This window comes from Ruegeria sp. Alg231-54, assembly GCF_900143525.1.
Lineage (GTDB): Bacteria > Pseudomonadota > Alphaproteobacteria > Rhodobacterales > Rhodobacteraceae > Ruegeria.
The window spans coordinates 54,179-75,522 of the sequence record NZ_FREZ01000010.1 but is presented as its reverse complement, the minus strand read 5'-3'; the positions used below and the strand labels follow the sequence as shown (position 1 = coordinate 75,522).

The window sequence follows — 21,344 nt, the reverse complement described above, 5'->3', positions numbered from 1 at the left end:
CGGCGCGCCGGCAGTTGGGCCGGGGGCGCTCTTGGGGCAGTATACCGGGAAAAACCGGCGGATGCGCGGGTCTTAACATGGTCGTTTGGGGCATGAACAGGACGGTTTGGCGCAGTTAGCGCAACCAAGTCAAAGTTTAGCGCCACCACTAATTTCCTGCCGGAAAACAAGGCGCTTTTCCGCGCTCATTAACGGCTTTTTTGCCGCATCTGTGTGACAACAATCGCACGATTCGCAGATACGGATTGATTCGCGGCCATAAAAACGACAAAGATGTCCTACTAATAAGCGAATTATTGCGTGAGTGAGCAGGAATAGGGGTTAACCCGATGTCGAAGATTGCATTGGTGGACGACGACAGAAATATTCTGACGTCCGTATCCATGACGCTCGAAGCCGAAGGGTTCGAGGTTGAGACTTATAATGATGGGCAGGCGGCGTTGGACGCTTTCAACAAGAAATTGCCTGATATGGCTGTTCTGGATATCAAAATGCCTCGGATGGACGGGATGGACCTGTTGCAGCGGCTGCGGCAGAAAACTCAGATGCCGGTGATTTTCCTTACCTCCAAGGATGACGAAATAGATGAGGTTCTCGGCCTGCGCATGGGCGCGGACGACTACGTCAAGAAACCGTTTTCTCAGCGTCTTCTGGTTGAACGAATCCGCGCGCTGCTGCGCCGGCAAGAGGCGACAACTGGCGATGTGACAACCGCCAACACAGGTGACACCAAGGTGATGGAGCGCGGTGATCTGCGGATGGATCCCCTGCGCCATGCGGTCAGCTGGAAGGGTTCGGACGTTTCTTTGACCGTCACCGAGTTCCTGCTGTTGCAAGCGTTGGCTCAGCGACCGGGCTTTGTCAAAAGCCGGGATCAGCTGATGGATGTGGCCTATGATGATCAGGTCTACGTAGACGACCGTACGATCGACAGTCACATTAAGCGCCTGCGCAAGAAAATGCGCGCCGCAGATTCCGAGTTTTCGGCGATCGAAACACTGTACGGAATTGGGTACAGGTACAACGAAGAATAGGCGTGGCCAAATACTAGGGGTAACCGGGTCTCGTGCGCGATACGGAACAAACCAGCGAATTGCGGGACGGTGATGTCGTTCTGGGGGATGATTGGGTCATCCCGCAGGATCCGGAGTCAGCCGAACTTCGGCACGCGCGCCGCCGCCGCGGCTTGTTTGCAATGCGCGGCTCGCCGCTTGCGCGCAAGATCATCACACTCAACCTGATCGCTTTGGTGATCCTTGTCACCGGGTTGCTGTATCTGGACGATTCCCGTGATGAGCAGGTTCAGCAGACCGCGCGCAATCTGATCGGGGATGCGCAGTTGGTCAGCAACGTGTTCGAAGCACAGCTGCGCCAGACAGCATCCGGCCTGTCGCAGGATGCCGGCACACTGGACGTAAAGGACACGCTGGAAGGCCTCACACTGCCCCAAGGGGGCGAAGTCTTTGTCTATGACGAACGGGGAACTCTGATTGGATGGGCGCGTGGCGCAGCATCCGAGCAGGCGCTGTTGGCGTCCGAGGCCGAGGTTCAGACCGGCAGTACCTTGATCAGCGACGCCTTGAACGCCGTGTGGACGGGGTTGTCGCGCGTGTTCACCTCCACAGAACCCAGCGAAGCGCCTACGCTGGCGCAACGGGTTCAGACCATAGTGCCCGGCGCGCTGCAGGGGAAGATGCAGGTGCAGGCCGTAAAGGATGACTTTGGCGAAACGGTCATTGTTGCAGCCGCCCCGATCCTGCAAGATGGCGTCGCGGTAGGGGCCGTTGCCATGGCCGGTCCATCCGGAGAGATTGACGCCCTCGCCCGTCGCGAGCAGGAGCGCATCCTTCAGATGTTTGTTGTCGCGCTTCTTGTGTCAATCGGACTTAGCCTTGTTCTCGCCTCAACCATCGCAAACCCGTTGGCGGATCTTGCGGCGGCCGCCGAACTGGGCAAGGACCGGGGCGCCGGAGTGAACCCTGGCCGTATCCGCATCCCCGACCTGACCGCGCGTCCGGATGAAATCGGTCTGCTCAGCCGCGCGCTGCGCGGTATGGTCACCGCGCTTTATAACCGAATTGACGCGAACGAACAGTTCGCCGCTGATGTCGCGCATGAGATCAAAAACCCCCTAGCCAGCCTTCAGTCTGCCGTGGGAACGTTGCGAATGGTCAAACGCGATGACCAACGTGAAAAGCTGATGGGTGTGATCGAACATGACGTTCGCCGCCTGGACCGTTTGGTCAGCGATATCTCGAACGCATCCCGTCTGGATGCCGAACTGGTCAAGGAAGAAGAACAGCCGTTTGATCTGGTGAAGCTGGTTGGCAATATCAGCCAGCATCTGGGTGAAGATGCACGGGCCAAGGGGATCGACTATATAACCGATCTGCCGTCCAATCCGATCATAATCAACGGGCTGGAGGCGCGGCTGGCGCAAGTCTTTGTCAACCTGATCACCAATGCCACCTCGTTCTGCGAGGAAAGCGATGCGATCCGCGTCTGGGTCCGACGGCGCGAAAACAGGGTGCTGGTTGTGGTAGAAGACACCGGCCCCGGTATTCCTGAACAGGCCCTGACCAAGGTCTTTAAAAGGTTCTACTCCGAGCGTCCCGCCGAGCACTTTGGAAACAACTCGGGCCTGGGGCTGGCAATCTCAAAGCAGATTGTCGAAGCACATGGTGGTGTGATCTGGGCGGAAAACATCCGACCAACCGACGCCGATATCACTTCGGACCCCCTGGGCGCACGCTTTGTAGTCGGCTTGCCCGTGTAAATCATGAGCGCCCCGTCAATCTATGATCTGGAAAAACAGGACAGTGCCATACTCCACGCCAGCTGCGTGGCTGTAGGCGGGCGCGGTCTGCTGATTGTTGGCGCATCAGGAGCGGGAAAATCCGAGCTGGTCTTGTTGATGATGGCGCTGGGTGCTGAACTTGTCGGTGATGACCGCGTGGCTTTACGCAATAGCGGCGGTGAAGTGACTGCTGATGCGGCCCCAAATATCCGCGGCGTTATTGAGGCCCGCGGTATCGGATTGTTGCGCGCGCCACCCGTAGGACCAGTGGGCCTGCGCTATGTGGTGGATCTGGACCAGCGGGAAGAAGCACGTTTGCCAGAACCGATCTCGATCCGAGCCCTCAGGCAAACTGTGCCCTTGCTTCGCGGGCGCGGCGTCCCCAACTTGGCTTCGGCATTGATGCAACTGATGAAAATGGGGCGCGTGAACCCGGAATGGCCCAGCAAATGAAACAACAGCGGCGGATCGTTCTGATCACCGGCCCTTCGGGTGCTGGGCGGACAACGGCGATCCGTGTGCTTGAAGACTTGGGGTTCGAAGCCATCGACAACTTGCCGATGGGCCTTTTGATGCGCTTGCTGGACGGTCCGGAAAACGATCGGCCAATGGCGTTGGGTATCGATGCCCGAAATCGCGATTTCTCGACCATCGGGTTCATTGATCTTGTTATGCGGCTGCGGCGGACCGAGCAGGTCGAGCTGATGGTTCTCTATTTGGATTGCCGAAACGAAGTGCTGTTGCGGCGGTTTTCGGAAACCCGAAGGCGCCATCCGGTTGCGGCCGATGCAGGCCCTGAAGCCGGTGTATTGCAGGAAAAAGAGCTGTTGGCCCCGATCAGAGAAATTGCGGACATTCTGATCGACACCAGCCAGATTAACGTTCACCAGCTACGCAAGGAGGTCGAGCATTGGTTCGCTCCAGAAGGCGGTCGACATCTGGCGGTATCCATCGAATCTTTTTCGTACAAACGCGGCTTGCCGCACGGATTGGACATGGTTTTTGATTGCAGGTTTCTGGCGAATCCCTACTGGCGTCCGGAATTGCGGGCCGAAGATGGTCGAAACCAGGACGTGGCGCGCTATGTAAAGTCTGACGCGAATTACGCGCCGTTTTTTGACCGTGTTGTCGATCTGCTGAAATTGTTGCTTCCGGCCTACCGCGCCGAAGGCAAAACGCACCTCTCGGTGGCCTTCGGATGCACCGGCGGGCAACACAGATCGGTCGCAACTGCAGAAGCGGTCGCAAAGGCCCTTGCACAGGAAGGGCAGCAAGTGGCAGTTAGGCACCGCGAAATGGAACGTCGATCGTTGAATGAGAGGCTGGATTGATCGGGATCGTACTCGTAGCACATGGCGGGCTGGCTCAGGAATATCTGGCCGCAATGCAGCATGTTGTCGGAAATCAACCGGGCCTGGCCGCAATCTCGATTGAGGCTGACCACGACCGGGAAGCCAAGCAGTCAGAAATCTGCACCGCCGCTGACGGTGTCGATGTCGGTGACGGTGTGGTTGTTGTCACGGATCTGTTCGGCGGCAGCCCGTCGAATCTGAGTCTGAAAGCCTGCGCGCCGCAGGATCGGCGTATTCTTTACGGTGCAAATCTGCCTATGCTGATAAAATTGGCCAAAAGTCGCCACCTGCCGATCGGGGATGCGGTCCGGCGGGCGATGGAGGCTGGGCGCAAATATATCAATGCCCAAAACGTGACGTTAGATTAAGACCGGATTGACTAAGAATGACCAACCGAAGCTTGAAAATAATCAATGAAAAAGGCCTGCACGCCCGCGCCTCGGCTAAGCTGGTCGAAGTGGTTGAGGGGTTTGACGCGCAGGCAGAGGTGTCCAAAGATGGGCTTTCTGCATCAGGGGACAGCATCATGGGTCTTTTGATGTTGGCAGCGTCTCGCGGAACGACTATTGACGTCGAGACGTCCGGACCGGATGCTGAGGCGTTGGCGGATGCATTGGAAACTCTTGTGAACGGAAAGTTCGGGGAAGGGTTCTGATCCTGCCAGTCGCGATACGAAGAACGGGAAAACCAGGAATTGGCGCAAACGACGCACGAGACCAAGACAGGCCCAGTGGTGGACGGGACGGAAGATCAGGGCGAAATCTATGATCGTAGAACCCTGACCTATGCGAATTCCTTCGACGATGCCTGGACGTCTACAGCTATCCGCGCCATCGAATGGTGTACCGGTAAGCTGACTATTCTTCGGATGGTCAACAAGTTCGAGAAAAAGAACGAATACTATCGTGGTCAAAGGTTCTGGGGCGGTGCGCTTGAAGTCATGGGGATCAACCTGACCACGCCACAGGACCAATATGCAAATATCCCGAAAGAAGGACCTGTGATCGTCGTGGCCAACCACCCGCATGGCATGGTCGACGGCATGATACTGGCCGAACTGATTGGGCAGGTTCGCAATGATTACCGTATTCTGACCCGCTCGGTCCTGACCGGACTGGATGAGGCCGCGACCTCGTTCATGATCCCGGTTCCTTTTCCACACGACCCCGAAGCGCAAGCCAAAATGCTTGAGATGCGCGGCAAGGCGATGGAACACCTGAAGGAAGGCGGCGTTGTTGCTCTGTTCCCGTCAGGTGTGGTGATGTCCTCGGACGACTGGTTCGGTCCTGCGCAAGAGCAGGAATGGAATGTGTTTACCGCCAAGATGATCCGCCGATCCGGCGCGCAGGTGGTTCCGATATTCTTTCCGGGCAGCAATTCACGCGCCTATCAGATTGCCAACAAGCTGTCGCCGATCCTACGACAGGGGCTGCTGCTGCATGAGATCGTTCGCTCTTGCAACAAACCGCAATCTCCGGTGATTGGAGAGCCGATTTCGGACGAGGACATGAAGCTGCTGGAAAGTGATCCGCGCGGTTTCATGGCGTGGCTCAGAAAATGCACAATGGCGCTTGGTAAATCACGCGTTTCCTGATCCGCTCTTCATTTGGCTCATAATGTCCTGGGCGAGGGGGGCTGGGCCCCTTTAGCGCGTTGGGACCGGTGTTTCACCTCTGTAATCATAAAACCCGCGTTCGGTCTTGCGGCCAAGCCAGCCGGCTTCGACGTATTTTGTCAGCAGTGGGCAGGGCCGATACTTGGTGTCTGCCAACCCGTCGTGCAACACGTTCATAATCGCCAGACATGTGTCCAGCCCAATGAAATCGGCCAATTCCAGCGGACCCATTGGATGGTTTGCGCCTAGCCGCATCGATTGATCAATCGACTGCACGCTGCCGACCCCTTCGTAGAGAGTATATACGGCCTCATTGATCATCGGCATCAGGATGCGATTCACGATGAAGGCCGGGAAGTCTTCCGCGCTTGCTGCGGTTTTACCAAGCCGGTCCACAACCGCTTTACACGATTTGAACGTCTCTTCATCCGTGGCAATCCCCCGGATCAGCTCGACCAGCTGCATCACGGGCACCGGATTCATAAAGTGGAACCCCATGAAGCGTTCCGGCCGATCCGTTCGGCTGGCCAGGCGGGTAATCGAGATTGAGGACGTGTTGGATGTCAGAATCGTATGGGGCAGAAGATGCGGCTGCAGGTCCTCGAAAATCGCCTGTTTGATCGCTTCCCGCTCGGTTGCGGCTTCGATCACCAGATCGGTCTGACCCAACTGGGGCAGCTCCAACGTCGTGTTGATCCGGCTCAGCGTGGCTTGCATCATTTCGTCCGAGATTTTGCCTTTTGATGACTGTCGGGCCAGATTGCCTTCAATCGTCGCCACGGCGCTGTCCAGCGCGTCCTGCGAGACATCGTTCAGCAGAACGTCATACTCCGCCAGCGCCAGAACATGAGCAATGCCATTGCCCATCTGACCTGCGCCAATCACTCCGACCGATTTTACATCCATGTTCAGGTGCCTTTGTGTCTCGGGATACGGCGACAGTATCGACAGATCGGGGCGGGCGGCAAGGGGATCCGACAGTTCGATTTTGCTTCAAATGCGCACATTAGGATTTTCTCAAGACTTGCGGCTGCACGATGGCAACCGGGTGAAAAAATGGGTGAGTGATATGAGCTATCATCAAACAGGCTCGGGGGGACCCGGGCATGAGGTATGCCAATATGAAGGATCGCGGCTGTGGTTTCGCGGTGCTCGGCGTGTTCTGGATCAACCTTACGCAGCTTGCGTTGGCGGTGATGAGACATTTGGGCGATTCGTCGACCGGCCATTCTCAGCAATTCTCGAAGACCGGCTTGAAAGACGCGTTCTGAACTTTGGATGCCTGTTCAGCGGCGTTGACGCGTTGTGCGATGACAGGGGGGTGTGCAATTTGCTAAGGGGCGCAGATCTCTGCGTCATGCAGGCGCCAGGGCTTCTTGGGCAGTCCAACCAATTTTATCGCGTTCATTCCAGGCGTAACGACCGGTTTTTGGCGCCAACGAAGGATTTGATCAGCCTGTATCCCGAAATCGACTTCACAGAGGTTCATTTCGTGCGCCACCTGATGACCTGCCTGCAAAAGGTTCGCGACGCGCGCATCGAAGTTGTTCTGGACGAACTGCGCCGAAACTGGGTTCGGAAGATCGGTGATTTTTTGCAAGGCCTGGAAACCCCGGTGATCCTCTTGCGGCTGCAGGTCCTTCGAGGAGAGCAGGGCGCGCATCACATTGACTTCGCTGATGTCGACGTAACGGATCAGATGATCCAGTTCGTTGGCAAATCCTGCACGGATATCGTCGACGTCAAAACCCATGTGTGCGGCCAGTCTGACGAGATTGAGGACATGTTGTTCGGTACACTGCAACAGCCAATGGCAGAGCACATGATTGGCCCAGCTGCCCATCGGGCGATCGCGGCAGCTTTGATGCGGCCAATACGCAATCTGCATTAAAAAAAGGCCCGCCAATTAGCGGGCCTTTCCAAATTTCGCGATGAAAAAGCTAATCCAGCGGTTAACCGAGTTTCTCGGTCAGTTCGGGTACGGCCTGGAACAGATCTGCAACCAGCCCAAAATCCGCAACCTGGAAGATCGGCGCTTCTTCGTCCTTGTTGATCGCAACGATGACTTTCGAGTCTTTCATACCAGCCAGGTGCTGAATCGCGCCCGAAATGCCGATCGCGACATACAGGTCGGGTGCAACAACCTTACCGGTCTGACCGACCTGCCAGTCGTTCGGTGCATAGCCCGAATCCACGGCGGCGCGCGATGCGCCAACAGCGGCGCCCAGCTTGTCAGCAAGACCTTCGATCAGTTTGAAGTCCTCTTCCGAGCCGACACCACGGCCGCCCGAGACAACAACGCCAGCCGAGGTCAGTTCCGGACGGTCGCTCGCGGCAACCTTGTCCTCGACCCATGACGACAGACCTGGGTTGTCACCGACCGAGATGGTCTCAACCGCAGCCGAGCCGCCTTCGCCAGCCGCGTCAAAGGACGCGGTACGGAAGGTGACGACTTTCTTGGCATCGTGTGACTTCACGGTCTGGATCGCGTTGCCCGCATAGATCGGACGCTCAAAAGTCGAGCCGTCAACCACGCCGGATGCATCCGAGATCACCATCGCGTCCAGCAGGGCTGCAACGCGCGGCATCACGTTCTTGGCGTCGGTGGTCGCTGGGGCAACGATGTGCTCATAGCCATCAGCCAGACCCACGATCAGCGCCGCGGTCGATTCAGCCAGGCGGTGACCCAGCGACGCGTCTTCGGCAACCAGTACCTTGGACACACCGTCGATCTTGGCGGCGGCTTCACCGGCAGCAGCGGCAGAACCGCCCGCGGCCAAAACGGTGATGTCACCCAGTGCCTTTGCGGCCGTGACAGCTTTGGCGGTGGCATCCATCGCCAGTTCGCCGTTGTTGACTTCTGCGAGAAGAAGAACAGCCATTACACAGCCCCCGCTTCTTTGAGTTTCTCGACCAGCTCATCAACCGAGCCGACGACGATACCAGCAGCACGTGCCGGCGGCTCTTCGGTTTTGACAACTTCCAAACGCGGTGTGACGTCGACGCCGTAATCGGCGGCGGTTTTCTCGTCCAGCGGCTTTTTCTTCGCCTTCATGATGTTCGGCAGAGACGCATAGCGCGGCTCGTTCAAGCGCAGGTCAACAGTGACGATGGTCGGCATCTTGACGCTGATGGTCTGCAGGCCGCCGTCTACTTCACGGGTGATCTTGGCGCTGTCGCCTTCGATGTCCAGCTCGGACGCGAAGGTGCCTTGCGACCAGCCCAGCAGGGCCGACAGCATCTGACCGGTAGCGTTCATGTCGTTGTCGATCGCTTGCTTACCAGCCAAAACGATGCCGGGTTGCTCTTCCTCGACCACTTTGGCCAGGATCTTGGCAACGGCCAGCGGTTCGATGTCTTGATGGACGTCATCGGCGGCAACAACCAGAATGGCGCGGTCAGCGCCCATGGCCAGTGCGGTGCGCAGGGTTTCCTGCGATTGCTTGACGCCAATCGAAACCGCAACGATTTCGTCAGCCTTGCCTGCTTCTTTCAGGCGAATCGCTTCTTCCACAGCGATTTCGTCGAACGGGTTCATCGACATTTTGACATTGGCGAGATCAACACCGCTACCGTCCGCTTTCACGCGAACTTTCACATTATAGTCAATCACGCGTTTGACAGGCACGAGTACCTTCATTTTGCGCTTGCTCCTCACAAAAAACGGTAAGCCGCGAAGCGACTCCACCAATGCTCTCGGGGGACTGAATAGCGTCTCAGTTCACGCTGCAACAGGGCAAAATCGTCACGTCATGAACTTGAGACGTCGCGTTTCATGTATTTTGACGCAACGGCGTGAAATTTTATTGCTTTGGTGGCCGGTGCCAGAGCTTTGGGCCCCACCCGTTTGGCTGGGGTTTTGCTTTGTTGGTCGCTGCAGGGTTCGCCGGATCCCGCGCCAACTTCAGCGGTTTGCGCCCGGAACCCACAAAACGTCCGCAGTTCCGTTTTCGTTGGCGCAGCGGGCGGCAACAAAAAACCAGTCACTCAGACGATTGAGGTATTTCACCGCGACTGCGTTCACGGGCTCCATGTTGGTCAATTCGACCGCAAGGCGTTCGGCGCGGCGGGATACGGTTCTGCAGACATGCAGATTCGCTGCCAGACGCGACCCGCCGGGCAAAATGAAGCTGCGCAGCGGCTCTAGCGTTTCGTTCATCACGTCAATCTCGCCTTCCAACCGATCAATCTGAGATGCAACGATGCGTAGGGGCGGGTAGTCCGCCTCGGCGTCTTTTTCCATGTCGGGGCGACAGAAATCTGCGCCCAGATCGAACAGGTCGTTTTGAATGCGCGCCAGGGCGGCATCGACGTCGCCTTCCGCCTCGGTCCGAGCAACGCCAACAAAAGCGTTCAGTTCGTCAACCGTCCCATACGCGGCCACGCGACCAGAATACTTGGCGACCCTTTCGCCGTTGCCCAACGCAGTTTTTCCATCATCGCCGGTGCGGGTGTAAATCTTGTTCAGAACGACCATTTATTGAGCTCCTTGTCCGCGCAGGTAGACGTAGAGCACGATCAGCACCACAGCAATGAACTGGAACAGGATGCGAAGGCGCATCATCTTGTTGCTTTTCATCGCAGCAGCTTTGCCGCTTTTGCCGAAATTGGAGATGCCGATCGCCAGCACGACGACGACCGCCGCCATGGCCAACAGCAAAATGACCATCAAAAGGTCCATAAGCACACCGTCCGCGTTTCTTGTTTCGTTTGGCTATCATCTAGCCTCATGTACATGAAAAGCGAACGGGTAATTTTCGCCTCAGACGTCCGACAGAATGCGGTCGATGGTGCGGGTGGGCAAAAAGCGGCGCAGATAACCGGCGATATAGGTTGGCGTGGTGACATAGTAGCGCGCGCGCGGTCTTTTTGATTCAACCGCATGGGCCAGCTTGTCGGTCACAGCCGATGCAGGCAGTTCGAACCGATCCGGGCCTGAGGATTCGTACAGTCTTTTCAACAGCGAAGCCTCGTATTTTTCGCGCAAGGCCGAGTTCTCCCAGTTGATGAAACGCTCGAAGAATGGGATCGAATTCTCGCGGATTTTCGACGTGATTGGGCCGGGTTCGATCAGGATGGCCTTGATATTCGTTCCGGCAAGTTCCAGACGCAGCGTGTCGGTAAGGCCTTCAATGGCATACTTTGTGGCGACATATGCGCCGCGCCATGGGAAGGCCACCAGGCCCAGAACCGACGAATTCTGAACGATTCGCCCGTGCCCCTGCGCGCGCATGACCGGAATCACCAGTCGGGTGAGTTCATGCCAACCAAAGAAGTTGGCCTCGAATATCACACGGAGTCCTTCGGTCGGCAGATCTTCAACTGCGCCGGGCAAGCCGTGCGCTCCGTTGTTGAACAGCGCATCCAGCGTGCCTCCGGTGGCCTCAAGCACTTCGGTCAGGCCCGAGGCGATACTTGCGGCGTCGGTATAGTCGATGCGCGGGCTTTCAAAGCCTTGCGCGCGCAGCCGGTCGCAATCGCGCTGCTGGCGGCAGGATGCAAAGACACGCCAGCCGCGTGCACGCATACCGTGTGCCGCGTCCAGACCGATGCCGGACGAGCAGCCGGTGATAAGAATGGTTTTCTGCATGATCTTCCTGACCCTCAATTCAGGTCAAAACTATTGCGAGGTAGGGGGCAGGACAATGACGGTGCAGCGTCAGTTTTGAATTTTTCGAACCAGTGAGGCTGAAATCCAACCGACCTGTTGCGCGGGCAACACGCGCAGGCGCAGCCAGCCGGTTCCGGAATCGCTCAGCACTTCGACCTTTTGTCCGATGGCCGCTTTGCCGACAATTGGGTATATGGTGCCGGGCCCATCGCGCATGTTCACCCGCGTTCCCGAGATTTCGCGGATGTCTTTTTCAGGTTCGGGAATCGCCGCGGCCTCTGATGTTTCCGGTAGGGGCGCTTCATCGGTCTGACGCAAACCCGCCACGCCGTCTTCCAGCGAAGCAAGCGTTATGTTTGCGGTTTGATCGTCGAACACCGATAGGCCAGAAAGAGACGGAAGGCTGGCGGGTTCGGGCACGATCTGCACGATCTCTTCGGTTTCAGGTTGGGGTTGTGTACGAACCGTCGGAGTCCGTAGGGCCACACTGGTCACAAGTTCTTCTACCCGGGTGGGTGCTACCTCCGCAGATTGGGATACAGAGGCAACGCGCACAGGTTGATCGCTACGCAAGCCGCGCGGCTCGAAATCTGGTCCGCCGCTCATAACGTAAAAACACCAGCCAAGTGCGGTGAAAGTCAAAATAATAAGGCGCGTCATGGCGCATCCCCCAGGTCAATCGTTAGGTACAAGAAATCGGCAGCAGTCTAATGAAGACAGCCTACCATATTTTGCGGTCCGAGTCGAAAACCGGGGGAATTCCGGGACTTGTCTCCCCCTGTTGCAAAAAGCGCGACTTGTCCCCAGCAAAATCTAAGCTGATTGCTTTACCAGAGCGCGCTTGCGGCGTATCACATCATATATGAACGATACGATCGACGACCCCAATATGGAGGCCCCCGACAATGGGGGCGAGATAGCTGAACCGCTGCGCCGCGCGATTGGCGAACGCTATCTGACCTATGCGCTGTCCACCATCATGCACCGGGCATTGCCTGATGCGCGCGATGGGCTGAAGCCTGTGCACAGGCGAATCCTCTATGCCATGCGCGAGCTTCGACTCAGTGCAACCGGTGGGTTCCGTAAATCCGCCAAGATTTCCGGCGACGTGATGGGTAACTATCACCCGCATGGCGATGCCGCGATTTATGACGCGATGGCGCGTCTGGCGCAGGATTTCAACGTTCGCTACCCGCTGGTCGACGGGCAGGGCAACTTTGGCAATATCGACGGTGATAACCCGGCGGCCTCACGATACACAGAGGCTCGGATGACCATCGTGGCCGAAGCGTTGCTTGAGGGGCTGAACGAAGACGCCGTCGATTTCCGCGACAACTATGATGGCACGCTGTCCGAGCCGGTCGTACTGCCGGCGCAGTTTCCGAACCTGCTGGCCAATGGGTCCAGCGGAATCGCGGTGGGCATGGCAACGAACATCCCGCCGCACAATATTGCCGAGCTGTGTGATGCCTGTCTGCATCTGATCAAGGTGCCGGATGCCCGCGATGATACGTTGCTGAACTATGTGCCGGGTCCGGACTTCCCGACCGGTGGCATTATCGTCGAGCCCCCAGAGAATATTGCGCAGGCTTATCGAACCGGGCGTGGATCTTTCCGTCTGCGGTGCAAATACGAGGTCGAAGATCTGGGCCGCGGCCAGTGGCAGATCATTGTCACCGAGATCCCTTATCAAGTTCAGAAATCCAAACTGATCGAAAAGATCGCGGAACTGATCCAGACCAAGAAAATCCCGATCCTTGCCGACGTACGCGACGAATCCGCAGATGACATCCGCCTGATCCTCGAACCGCGCTCCAAGAACGTGGACCCTGAGGTTTTGATGGGCATGCTCTATCGCAGTTCGGACCTTGAGGTGCGATTCAGCTTGAACATGAACGTGCTGATCGACGGGGTGACGCCCAAGGTCTGCTCAATGAAGGAAGTGCTGCGCGCTTTCCTTGATCACCGGAAAGAGGTGCTGCTGCGCCGTTCGCGTCACCGCATGGCGAAGATCGACCACCGGCTGGAAGTGTTGGAGGGCTTTATTGTTGCCTTCCTCAACCTCGACCGTGTGATCGACATCATCCGCTACGACGACGACCCCAAAGCCGCGCTGATGCGTGAGGATTGGGGCATCGACCATATCCGCGCCACCAGCGAGGCCGACTATGTGTCGCCCAAACCGGGCGAGGGTGAATTGTCCGAGGTTCAGGTCGATGCGATCCTCAACATGCGCCTGCGCAGCTTGCGCCGGTTGGAAGAGATGGAACTGGTCCGCGAACGTGACGCATTGATGCTGGAACGCGCCAATCTCGAAGACCTGCTGGCTGACCCGGCCCTGCAATGGGCCAAAATCGCCGAGCAGTTGAAAGAGACCAAGAAGACCTTTGGCAAAGACTATGAAGGTGGCGCGCGTCGAACCCAATTCGCCGAAGCCGGGCAGGTTGAAGAAGTGCCGCTTGAGGCGATGATCGACAAAGAACCGATTACGGTTGTTTGCTCTCAGATGGGCTGGATACGTGCCATGACCGGTCACATCGACCTGAAGCGCGAGTTAAAGTTCAAGGACGGCGACGGCCCGCGTTTCATATTCCACGCCGAGACGACTGACCGCTTGCTGGTGTTTGCCTCGAACGGGCGATTCTACACGCTCAGCGCCGCCAATCTGCCGGGCGGGCGCGGTATGGGCGAACCGCTGCGCCTGATGGTCGACCTGCCGAACGAGGCGCAGATCATCGACATCCTGATCCACAAACCAGGGCGCAAGCTGTTGGTGGCGTCAGACGCGGGTAACGGTTTCATGGTGCCCGAAGATGACGTGTTGGCCCAGACCCGCAACGGGAAGCAGGTGCTGAACGTCAAAGCTGACGAGACGGCGATGATCTGTAAGCCCGTTTCGGGCGATCACGTCGCGGTTGTGTCGCAGAACGGCAAGTTCCTGGTGTTCCCAGTGGAAGAGCTGCCCGAAATGGGGCGCGGTAAGGGCGTACGCCTGCAAAAATACAATATGGCGCGCGGCCGACAGGGGACACTGGAACTGGATGGCGGCCTGTCCGACATCACCACATTCAACTGGGAAGAGGGGCTCAGGTGGTCCATGGGTGGTGACAAAACGCGGCACGAGGCGGACATGTCACAGTGGCTGGCCAAACGGGCCAGTGTTGGCAAAAAAGCGCCTTATGGTTTCCCACGGGACTATAAGTTCTCGTGAGCAAATGGCGTTTGCAGGTGGAATTCTGCCGATACGGCTTGGCACAAGCCGTATCGTTGCGCTAGATCAAAGAAAAACAGGCAAATCGAGACGAGAACATGTTGCGAGCTTTGACCCTGATTACCGGACTGGCCCTGATGGGCGCGTGCACGCAGACACAGGTTTACGAAGAGCCTGAGTCGCTGGGCGAATTCAAATTGCGCGTCAATTATGCCTTTGCCGAGAAGGCAAGGAAGGGGCCGGTGTCGCGGGAAGCGACGCCTAAAGAGTGGGAAGACGCCATTCAGAACGCCGTGAATATTCGGCTTGGCCGGTATGAGGGTGCACAGGAATACGACATAGGAATCAGTCTTGAGGGGTTTATGCTGGCCCCTCCGGGTGTGCCGGTGATCTACAATCCCAAAAGCACGGCAATCGTTCTGGTGAACGTTTACGACGTGCGTAAAAAAGAGTTTCTCGCCAAAGGCAAAAAGTTCCAGGTTCTTGAAGACACGACCGGTGAAAGCGCTCTTACGGGATCTGGACATACCCGCACCAGAGAAGAGCAAATGGACGGTTTGGCGCTCAAGGTTGCCGATCGTGTCGAGGAATGGCTTGCCGAGGAACACAAGGACAACGGCTGGTTTGACCGGCGTCCCGACCTGATCCAGCCGTTGGAATCCGTCGAGGTCACCCAAAATCCGGCGTCTTGACCAGCTTTTCACGCAGGATGTGCTTGATTTTCCCCTTTGAACCCAATATCTCGCGCGCGCAGATGTAACCACGGGACCACGGGTCCCCCCAATCGCAAAAGGGCGCCTGAGCAATGGCAAAGGAAAAGTTTGAGCGTAATAAGCCGCACGTCAACATCGGCACGATTGGCCACGTTGACCACGGCAAGACCACGCTGACCGCAGCAATCACCAAGTATTTCGGTGACTTCAAAGCGTATGACCAGATTGACGGCGCGCCTGAAGAAAAAGCACGTGGCATCACCATCTCGACCGCCCACGTGGAATACGAGACCGACACGCGTCACTATGCGCACGTCGACTGCCCCGGCCACGCCGACTACGTCAAGAACATGATCACCGGTGCCGCACAGATGGACGGCGCGATCCTGGTTGTGAACGCTGCTGACGGCCCGATGCCGCAGACCCGCGAGCACATCCTGCTGGGCCGCCAGGTTGGCATCCCGACCATGGTCGTATTCATGAACAAAGTGGATCAGGTTGACGACGAAGAGCTGCTGGAACTGGTGGAAATGGAAATCCGCGAGCTGCTGTCTTCGTATGACTACCCCGGCGACGACATTCCGGTCATCGCAGGTTCGGCTCTGGCCGCGATGGAAGGCAACAAGCCGGAAATCGGCGAAGAATCGATCCGCAAGCTGATGGCTGCCGTGGACGAGTACATCCCGACACCTGAGCGCGCTGTTGACCAGCCGTTCCTGATGCCGGTCGAAGACGTGTTCTCGATCTCGGGTCGTGGTACCGTTGTGACCGGCCGTGTTGAGCGTGGCGTGATCAACGTTGGCGACGAGATCGAAATCGTCGGCATCCGTGACACTCAGAAAACCACCTGTACCGGTGTTGAAATGTTCCGCAAGCTGCTGGATCGCGGCGAAGCGGGCGACAACATTGGCGCCCTGCTGCGCGGCATCGACCGTGAAGGCGTTGAGCGTGGTCAGGTTCTGTGTAAGCCGGGTTCGGTTACACCGCACACCAAGTTCGAAGCCGAAGCCTATATCCTGACCAAGGAAGAAGGCGGTCGTCACACCCCGTTCTTCGCGAACTACCGTCCTCAGTTTTACTTCCGTACAACTGACGTGACCGGCACCGTGACCCTGGCAGCTGGCACCGAGATGGTTATGCCCGGCGACAACGTGTCGTTCGAGGTTGAATTGATCGCACCGATCGCGATGGAAAACGGCCTGCGTTTCGCCATCCGCGAAGGCGGCCGCACTGTCGGCGCCGGCGTTGTATCGAAAATCGTCGAGTAAGGCGGCTCTGCCACCCAATCGGTTGAACTAAAGAAAGGGCGTCCCTCGGGACGCCCTTTTTCATACCGATTAAATTCAAAAATTAGATTTCGTACTACCCTGATTGTTGCTTTGCATGCATTATCCCAAAAGCAGCAGTGAGATTTGGGAGCGCAATCGTGAAAATAGCCCTAGTCCTATTGAGCCTTCTAACGATAGCTATCACTCCGGTTTCTGCCAGCGAAGAAAGCAAGGTTTGGGAGGCATCGGACGCGGCAAAGCAGTTCGTTAAAGATACGATTGTATTGGGTATGCTCGCCAGCCCTTATGGAACCGGGTGGACGGAATACGAGCAGTTGCACACCTATTTTAAACGCGCGCGCGAAAATGGAATTACGGGGCACGAAATGACCCTTGCGGCTGCAGACATGTCTTTCGAGACGCTCTTGGAGCAGCACTACCATTTTCGAGCGGCAATGGCTGAGCAACCGGAAAACTATCTGGTTGTGAATCAGACGCGAGACATCGAGGCTGCTCATGCTCAGGGAAAAACTGCTGTCATCTGGAACAGTCAAACCGCCACGATCCTAAATGGTGATCTCAAGAAGATGGCATTGCTCAAGGACTTGGGGATCAAAAGCATGATCTTGGCTTACAATGACATTTTCAGGACTGGGTCAGGACAATTGGCGGCCTACAATGGAAATGACATCGGGCTGACGCCTTGGGGCAAGTCGGTCATTGACGAGATGGTTCGTTTCGGAATTCTGTTGGACCTCAGCCACACCGGATCTCGGACGGCCAATGACGCTATGGCCTATATGGAGAGCAATTATCCCGGCGTTCCATTCGTCTATACCCATTCGATACCTGCGGGTTTGTATAAGAGCGAACCGAACGCGACACCGCGTGGTTGCTATCGAGCCATTCCAGACGATGAAGCAATCAGAGCTGCCGAGTCTGGCGGCTATGTCTCTCCGACGTTCACTGAGTGGATGATGGATGGTGTTTGGCCAGAGGATATTTCTCCTAAACAAGCAGCTGACATGATCGATTACTATGTGCAGTTGGTCGGAAAAGATCATGTGGGCATCGCAACCGACGACATGTTTTCAACTGAGCTCGTCGTCGAGTTCGCGACCGCGAATGCCAGCATGTATGACGACGGCGGTTACATGATTGATGCGTTCAACAATGGTGCTACAGGCAATGGCGAGTTGGCCAAGATATTGGCCGCCATTACGGATGATCTTTGGGCACGCGGATACTCCAACGAAGACCTTGCAAAGATTTATGGTGGCAACAAGATGCGTGTCTACGCTCAGGTCTGGGAGGGGAAACCACCACAACAATTCCTTTTGGAGTATCCAGAGCGATTGCGTATGCGAGAAGAGTTTCGAGAGCTTTTCCCCACACGCTGATTTTCAGTGACAGGCAAATTGCGCTGAAGTTGGTCTGAGAGCACTAGCGAGCCCAGTTCAATTCCCCCTTGCCAAACCCCATCAACCCCTGTAGATCGCGCGAGTTCTCTACAGGAACATCGAGGCGGGGTGATTCCCGCCTTTTGGGTTCGAAGAGGGTTGGCGATGCGCGCTTGTCCTCCTCTCAACCTCAACGCCTGATAAAAGGCTGTTATTATGCAAAGCCAAAACATCCGTATTCGGCTGAAGGCATTTGACTATCGCGTTCTGGATGCCAGCACGCAAGAGATCGTCAACACTGCCAAGCGGACCGGCGCGAACGTGCGCGGCCCGATCCCGCTGCCGAACAAGATCGAGAAGTTCACGGTTCTCCGTGGCCCTCACGTTGACAAGAAATCCCGCGACCAGTTCGAGATCCGCACGCACAAGCGTCTGCTCGACATCGTTGATCCGACCCCCCAGACCGTTGACGCGCTGATGAAGCTCGACCTCGCCGCTGGTGTGGACGTCGAGATCAAGCTGCAGTCGTAAGATCGGAGGGTATAGATTATGCGCTCTGGTATTATCGCAAAAAAAGTAGGCATGACCCGCCTGTTCATGGAAGACGGCAAGCAGATCCCTGTGACCGTTCTTCACCTGGACGGCCTGCAGGTCGTTGCACAGCGGACCGCTGACAAAGACGGCTACACTGCCGTTCAGCTGGGCGCAGGTGCTGCCAAAGCAAAACGCACCTCGAAGGCCATGCGCGGTCACTATGCCGCTGCAAAGGTCGAGCCCAAGCGTAAGCTGGCCGAGTTCCGCGTCTCCGAAGATGGCCTGATCGAAGTGGGCGCCGAGATTTCGGCAGAACACTTCCTGGAAGGTCAGAAAGTTGACGTTTCGGGCACCTCGATCGGTAAAGGCTTTGCCGGTGCAATGAAGCGCCACAACTTCGGTGGCCTTCGCGCCTCGCACGGTGTTTCGATCAGCCACCGTTCGCACGGTTCGACCGGTCAGTGTCAGGACCCGGGCAAGGTTTTCAAAGGCAAGAAGATGGCCGGTCACATGGGTGCTGCCCGTGTAACCACCCAGAACCTGGAAGTCGTCAAAACCGACGCCGACCGTGGTCTGGTCTTCATCAAAGGCGCCGTTCCCGGACCGAAATCGGGCTGGGTTACCGTCAAGGACGCCGTCAAGAAGAAAGCACCGGAAGGCCTGCCTTTCCCGGCAGCCGTAAAAGGTGCTGCAACTGAAGCACCTGCGGAAGAAGCTCCCGTGGAAGGTGGTGAAGCATGAAACTTGATGTAATCAAACTGGACGGCGGCAAAGCCGGCAACATCGAGCTGGACGCCGATCTGTTTGGCCTCGAGCCGCGCGCGGACATCCTGCACCGTGTGGTCCGTTGGCAGCGCAACAACGCGCAGGCCGGCACCCACAAGGTCAAGACCCGCTCGGAAGTGTCCTACTCGACCAAGAAGATCTATCGCCAAAAAGGCACCGGTGGCGCACGCCACGGCGCTCGCTCGGCACCGATCTTCCGGGGTGGTGGCGTTTACAAGGGTCCGGTTGTGCGTTCGCATGGTCATGACCTGCCGAAAAAGTTCCGTAAACTCGGTCTGCGCCACGCGCTGTCTGCCAAAATGGCAGCTGGTGAACTGGTTGTGATCGAAAACGCCGAAGCCGAAGGCAAGACCGCTGCACTGGCCAAACAGGTTGCAAACCTGGGCTGGAAACGCGCTCTGGTCATCGACGGGGCGACCGTGAACGAAGGTTTCCTGAAGGCGTCGCGCAACATCGAAGGTCTGGATATCCTGCCGTCGATGGGTGCAAACGTTTATGACATCCTCAAGCGTGACACTCTGGTGCTCACCAAAGCGGCTGTCGAAGCACTGGAGGCTCGTCTGAAATGAGCGCGAAGGCAGAACACTACGACGTGATCCGCAAGCCGATCATCACTGAAAAGTCGACCATGGCGTCTGAGAACGGCGCGATTGTCTTTGAAGTGGCGATCGACAGCAACAAACCGCAGATCAAAGAAGCGGTTGAATCGCTGTTTGGTGTCAAGGTGAAGGCGGTGAACACCACCATCACCAAAGGCAAGGTCAAGCGGTTCCGCGGCCAGTTGGGCAAGCGGAAAGACGTTAAAAAAGCATATGTGACCCTGGAAGAGGGTAACACCATCGACGTAAGCACCGGTCTCTGATCGGAACTGTCTTTGGGAAAAAACAAAGGGCCCCTGCTGATGCAGGGGCCTTTTTTGTTGGCGCAGCTCATCTGTCCGCGTTGAACTTGGCCCATACCTGTGCACAGTGACTTCAAAGCAGTGAAGCGGGTGATATGAAGGCTGAACAGCAGGTTCGCGATTTCGGGAAAACCCGGGATGGTCAGATCGTAAAAAGCATCGATATCGGGCAGGGGGCGCTTTCTGCGCGTATCCTGACCTATGGTGCAACGCTGCAGGATCTGCGTTTGCAGGGTTTTGGGCATCCTCTGATATTGGGGTGGCCAGGGATCGCAAGCTATGAAGACAGCACTGCTTACCTAGGAGCCATAGTAGGCCGTTGTGCCAATCGGATCGCGCGCGCGTCATACAGTCTGGATGGCGCAAGTTACCATCTGGATCGCAATTATTTGGGCACCCATACGTTGCACGGCGGAACGCAAGGTATGGATCGTCTGGCCTGGGAAATTTCCAGCGTCACACCGGGCGCAGTCACTTTGCAGCTGACCCTGCCAGATGGCCATATGGGCTTTGGCGGCGACTTGGAAGTGACGGTGACCTTCCGAGTCGAAGCGGACGCTACATTGAGCATCGAAATGGAAGCGCGGACAACGTCGGCAAGCCTCTGCAACCTGACCCCGCATATCTATTTCAACCTCGACGGTGGCGCAGACATCCGCAAGCACGAACTAATGGTGCGCGCAGAACACTACACCCCTGTTGACGGGGACCTCATTCCCACAGGCGACACGCTCAGCGTTGCGGGCACGCCCTTTGACCTCCGGTCACCGCGACCTTTGGGCGGATGGGCATATGACCACAATTTCTGCCTGTCCGATCAGCGAATGCCCTGCCGTACGGTGGCGACGCTGACCGGCTCGTCATCGGGTCTTACGATGCAGCTCAAGACGACTGAGCCGGGTTTGCAGGTCTATTCCGGTGCGTCTTTTGATGAAGGTCCGCGCGTTGGCTTGGGTGGCCAGCCCTACGACCCCTATTCCGGCGTTGCGTTGGAACCACAGGTCTGGCCCGATTCAATCAATCAGCAAGGGTTTCCCAGTGCGGTATTGCGCAAGGGTCAAACCTATCGCCATGTTTCACGATACGTGTTTCAGGGCGAGGTGGGAAACTAGGATGTTCCGTGATCAGTTGGGCCATCGGAAAACGTCAATAAAGC

Annotated in this window: 24 protein-coding genes; 17 read left to right on the top strand and 7 right to left on the bottom strand. The window is 57.0% G+C overall.

Annotated features, from left to right (window positions below; translation table 11 throughout):
- The first annotated feature begins 329 nt into the window (after positions 1–329).
- Genes DHN12_RS17030 through DHN12_RS17000 form a run of 7 tightly spaced genes read left to right on the top strand, consistent with a single transcriptional unit; the run spans position 330 to position 5,743 of the window.
- Entirely contained in the window at positions 330–1,034 is a 705-nt protein-coding gene (locus tag DHN12_RS17030) for a response regulator transcription factor (RefSeq protein ID WP_108861267.1), read from the top strand.
- A gap of 32 nt (positions 1,035–1,066) precedes the next feature.
- On the top strand, positions 1,067–2,776 hold the full coding sequence (locus DHN12_RS17025; RefSeq protein WP_108861266.1) for a sensor histidine kinase: 1,710 nt from the start codon (positions 1,067–1,069) through the stop codon (positions 2,774–2,776).
- Positions 2,777–2,779: 3 nt separating this feature from the next.
- Positions 2,780–3,250 (top strand): HPr kinase/phosphorylase, encoded by a 471-nt coding sequence (locus tag DHN12_RS17020; RefSeq protein ID WP_108861265.1) that lies wholly within the window; start codon positions 2,780–2,782, stop codon positions 3,248–3,250.
- On the top strand, positions 3,247–4,128 hold the full coding sequence (gene rapZ / locus DHN12_RS17015) for an RNase adapter RapZ (protein ID WP_108861264.1): 882 nt from the start codon (positions 3,247–3,249) through the stop codon (positions 4,126–4,128). The genes DHN12_RS17020 and rapZ overlap by 4 nt, the downstream gene beginning before the upstream one ends.
- Positions 4,125–4,517 carry a PTS sugar transporter subunit IIA gene (locus DHN12_RS17010; protein ID WP_108861263.1) on the top strand — a complete coding sequence of 131 codons (393 nt, stop codon included), beginning with the start codon at positions 4,125–4,127 and terminating at the stop codon, positions 4,515–4,517. The genes rapZ and DHN12_RS17010 overlap by 4 nt, the downstream gene beginning before the upstream one ends.
- Positions 4,518–4,534: 17 nt before the next feature.
- On the top strand, positions 4,535–4,804 hold the full coding sequence (locus DHN12_RS17005; protein WP_058273259.1) for an HPr family phosphocarrier protein: 270 nt from the start codon (positions 4,535–4,537) through the stop codon (positions 4,802–4,804).
- 39 nt (positions 4,805–4,843) lie between these two features.
- The gene (locus DHN12_RS17000; RefSeq protein WP_108861262.1) at positions 4,844–5,743 is read left to right on the top strand and encodes a lysophospholipid acyltransferase family protein; all 900 of its coding nucleotides are present in this window, start codon (positions 4,844–4,846) and stop codon (positions 5,741–5,743) included.
- Positions 5,744–5,794: 51 nt separating this feature from the next.
- On the opposite strand, the gene DHN12_RS16995 is transcribed toward DHN12_RS17000, so the two are convergent.
- Positions 5,795–6,670: a 3-hydroxybutyryl-CoA dehydrogenase gene (locus DHN12_RS16995; protein ID WP_108861261.1), complete on the bottom strand. Its 876-nt coding sequence runs from the start codon at positions 6,668–6,670 to the stop codon at positions 5,795–5,797.
- On the opposite strand from DHN12_RS16995, the gene DHN12_RS16990 reads away from it, so the two are divergent.
- Positions 6,669–7,655: a DUF6473 family protein gene (locus DHN12_RS16990; protein ID WP_306418411.1), complete on the top strand. Its 987-nt coding sequence runs from the start codon at positions 6,669–6,671 to the stop codon at positions 7,653–7,655. The two genes, DHN12_RS16995 and DHN12_RS16990, sit on opposite strands and share 2 nt — an antisense overlap.
- Before the next feature lie 61 nt (positions 7,656–7,716).
- On the opposite strand, the gene DHN12_RS16985 is transcribed toward DHN12_RS16990, so the two are convergent.
- From DHN12_RS16985 to DHN12_RS16960, 6 genes are all read right to left on the bottom strand, one after another.
- Complete coding sequence (locus DHN12_RS16985) at positions 7,717–8,646, bottom strand: electron transfer flavoprotein subunit alpha/FixB family protein (protein ID WP_058273255.1); 930 nt, start codon at positions 8,644–8,646, stop codon at positions 7,717–7,719.
- Positions 8,646–9,404 carry an electron transfer flavoprotein subunit beta/FixA family protein gene (locus DHN12_RS16980; protein ID WP_058278923.1) on the bottom strand — a complete coding sequence of 253 codons (759 nt, stop codon included), beginning with the start codon at positions 9,402–9,404 and terminating at the stop codon, positions 8,646–8,648. Before DHN12_RS16980 ends, DHN12_RS16985 begins: the two co-directional genes overlap by 1 nt.
- Positions 9,405–9,668: 264 nt before the next feature.
- Entirely contained in the window at positions 9,669–10,241 is a 573-nt protein-coding gene (locus tag DHN12_RS16975; protein WP_058273253.1) for a cob(I)yrinic acid a,c-diamide adenosyltransferase, read from the bottom strand.
- Positions 10,242–10,445, bottom strand: a complete 204-nt coding sequence (locus DHN12_RS16970) for a twin transmembrane helix small protein (protein ID WP_058273252.1) — start codon at positions 10,443–10,445, stop codon at positions 10,242–10,244. It lies immediately after the preceding gene.
- Between the two features lie 81 nt (positions 10,446–10,526).
- Complete coding sequence (locus tag DHN12_RS16965; protein WP_108861260.1) at positions 10,527–11,354, bottom strand: SDR family NAD(P)-dependent oxidoreductase; 828 nt, start codon at positions 11,352–11,354, stop codon at positions 10,527–10,529.
- Positions 11,355–11,423: 69 nt separating this feature from the next.
- Positions 11,424–12,035, bottom strand: coding sequence for an SH3 domain-containing protein (locus DHN12_RS16960; protein ID WP_234416676.1), 612 nt, complete (start codon positions 12,033–12,035; stop codon positions 11,424–11,426).
- A 202-nt stretch (positions 12,036–12,237) separates the two neighbouring features.
- Here DHN12_RS16960 and DHN12_RS16955 point away from each other — a divergent pair, with 202 nt between their 5' ends.
- The 9 genes from DHN12_RS16955 (at position 12,238) to DHN12_RS16915 (ending at position 21,300) form a co-directional block, all read left to right on the top strand.
- Complete coding sequence (locus tag DHN12_RS16955) at positions 12,238–14,586, top strand: DNA topoisomerase IV subunit A (RefSeq protein WP_108861259.1); 2,349 nt, start codon at positions 12,238–12,240, stop codon at positions 14,584–14,586.
- A 110-nt stretch (positions 14,587–14,696) separates the two neighbouring features.
- A complete protein-coding gene (locus tag DHN12_RS16950) occupies positions 14,697–15,278 on the top strand; it encodes a hypothetical protein (RefSeq protein WP_234416675.1) in 582 nt (193 codons plus the stop codon).
- Between the two features lie 113 nt (positions 15,279–15,391).
- On the top strand, positions 15,392–16,567 hold the full coding sequence (gene tuf / locus DHN12_RS16945) for an elongation factor Tu (protein WP_108861257.1): 1,176 nt from the start codon (positions 15,392–15,394) through the stop codon (positions 16,565–16,567).
- 158 nt (positions 16,568–16,725) lie between these two features.
- A complete protein-coding gene (locus DHN12_RS16940; protein WP_234416674.1) occupies positions 16,726–17,967 on the top strand; it encodes a dipeptidase in 1,242 nt (413 codons plus the stop codon).
- 216 nt (positions 17,968–18,183) lie between these two features.
- On the top strand, positions 18,184–18,498 hold the full coding sequence (rpsJ, locus tag DHN12_RS16935; protein WP_008756422.1) for a 30S ribosomal protein S10: 315 nt from the start codon (positions 18,184–18,186) through the stop codon (positions 18,496–18,498).
- An 18-nt stretch (positions 18,499–18,516) separates the two neighbouring features.
- Positions 18,517–19,242, top strand: coding sequence for a 50S ribosomal protein L3 (gene rplC, locus DHN12_RS16930; RefSeq protein ID WP_108861256.1), 726 nt, complete (start codon positions 18,517–18,519; stop codon positions 19,240–19,242).
- Positions 19,239–19,856, top strand: coding sequence for a 50S ribosomal protein L4 (rplD, locus tag DHN12_RS16925; RefSeq protein WP_050605826.1), 618 nt, complete (start codon positions 19,239–19,241; stop codon positions 19,854–19,856). The genes rplC and rplD overlap by 4 nt, the downstream gene beginning before the upstream one ends.
- Entirely contained in the window at positions 19,853–20,149 is a 297-nt protein-coding gene (locus DHN12_RS16920; protein ID WP_058272362.1) for a 50S ribosomal protein L23, read from the top strand. Before rplD ends, DHN12_RS16920 begins: the two co-directional genes overlap by 4 nt.
- 134 nt (positions 20,150–20,283) lie before the next feature.
- Positions 20,284–21,300 carry an aldose epimerase family protein gene (locus tag DHN12_RS16915; protein WP_108861255.1) on the top strand — a complete coding sequence of 339 codons (1,017 nt, stop codon included), beginning with the start codon at positions 20,284–20,286 and terminating at the stop codon, positions 21,298–21,300.
- Positions 21,301–21,344 lie beyond the last annotated feature (44 nt).

What these genes read in the sequence shown, in the direction of transcription:
- DHN12_RS16920 (WP_058272362.1), top strand. Translation starts at nt 19,853, where the DNA reads ATGAGCGCGAAGGCAGAACACTACGACGTGATCCGCAAGCCGATCATC.
- rpsJ (WP_008756422.1), top strand. Translation starts at nt 18,184, where the DNA reads ATGCAAAGCCAAAACATCCGTATTCGGCTGAAGGCATTTGACTATCGC.
- DHN12_RS16995 (WP_108861261.1), bottom strand. Translation starts at nt 6,670, where the DNA reads ATGGATGTAAAATCGGTCGGAGTGATTGGCGCAGGTCAGATGGGCAAT.
- tuf (WP_108861257.1), top strand. Translation starts at nt 15,392, where the DNA reads ATGGCAAAGGAAAAGTTTGAGCGTAATAAGCCGCACGTCAACATCGGC.
- DHN12_RS16975 (WP_058273253.1), bottom strand. Translation starts at nt 10,241, where the DNA reads ATGGTCGTTCTGAACAAGATTTACACCCGCACCGGCGATGATGGAAAA.
- DHN12_RS17020 (WP_108861265.1), top strand. Translation starts at nt 2,780, where the DNA reads ATGAGCGCCCCGTCAATCTATGATCTGGAAAAACAGGACAGTGCCATA.
- DHN12_RS16985 (WP_058273255.1), bottom strand. Translation starts at nt 8,646, where the DNA reads ATGGCTGTTCTTCTTCTCGCAGAAGTCAACAACGGCGAACTGGCGATG.
- rplC (WP_108861256.1), top strand. Translation starts at nt 18,517, where the DNA reads ATGCGCTCTGGTATTATCGCAAAAAAAGTAGGCATGACCCGCCTGTTC.
- DHN12_RS16915 (WP_108861255.1), top strand. Translation starts at nt 20,284, where the DNA reads ATGAAGGCTGAACAGCAGGTTCGCGATTTCGGGAAAACCCGGGATGGT.
- DHN12_RS16960 (WP_234416676.1), bottom strand. Translation starts at nt 12,035, where the DNA reads ATGACGCGCCTTATTATTTTGACTTTCACCGCACTTGGCTGGTGTTTT.
- rplD (WP_050605826.1), top strand. Translation starts at nt 19,239, where the DNA reads ATGAAACTTGATGTAATCAAACTGGACGGCGGCAAAGCCGGCAACATC.
- DHN12_RS17030 (WP_108861267.1), top strand. Translation starts at nt 330, where the DNA reads ATGTCGAAGATTGCATTGGTGGACGACGACAGAAATATTCTGACGTCC.
- DHN12_RS16955 (WP_108861259.1), top strand. Translation starts at nt 12,238, where the DNA reads ATGAACGATACGATCGACGACCCCAATATGGAGGCCCCCGACAATGGG.
- DHN12_RS16965 (WP_108861260.1), bottom strand. Translation starts at nt 11,354, where the DNA reads ATGCAGAAAACCATTCTTATCACCGGCTGCTCGTCCGGCATCGGTCTG.
- DHN12_RS17005 (WP_058273259.1), top strand. Translation starts at nt 4,535, where the DNA reads ATGACCAACCGAAGCTTGAAAATAATCAATGAAAAAGGCCTGCACGCC.
- DHN12_RS16980 (WP_058278923.1), bottom strand. Translation starts at nt 9,404, where the DNA reads ATGAAGGTACTCGTGCCTGTCAAACGCGTGATTGACTATAATGTGAAA.
- DHN12_RS16990 (WP_306418411.1), top strand. Translation starts at nt 6,669, where the DNA reads ATGTTCAGGTGCCTTTGTGTCTCGGGATACGGCGACAGTATCGACAGA.
- DHN12_RS16970 (WP_058273252.1), bottom strand. Translation starts at nt 10,445, where the DNA reads ATGGACCTTTTGATGGTCATTTTGCTGTTGGCCATGGCGGCGGTCGTC.
- rapZ (WP_108861264.1), top strand. Translation starts at nt 3,247, where the DNA reads ATGAAACAACAGCGGCGGATCGTTCTGATCACCGGCCCTTCGGGTGCT.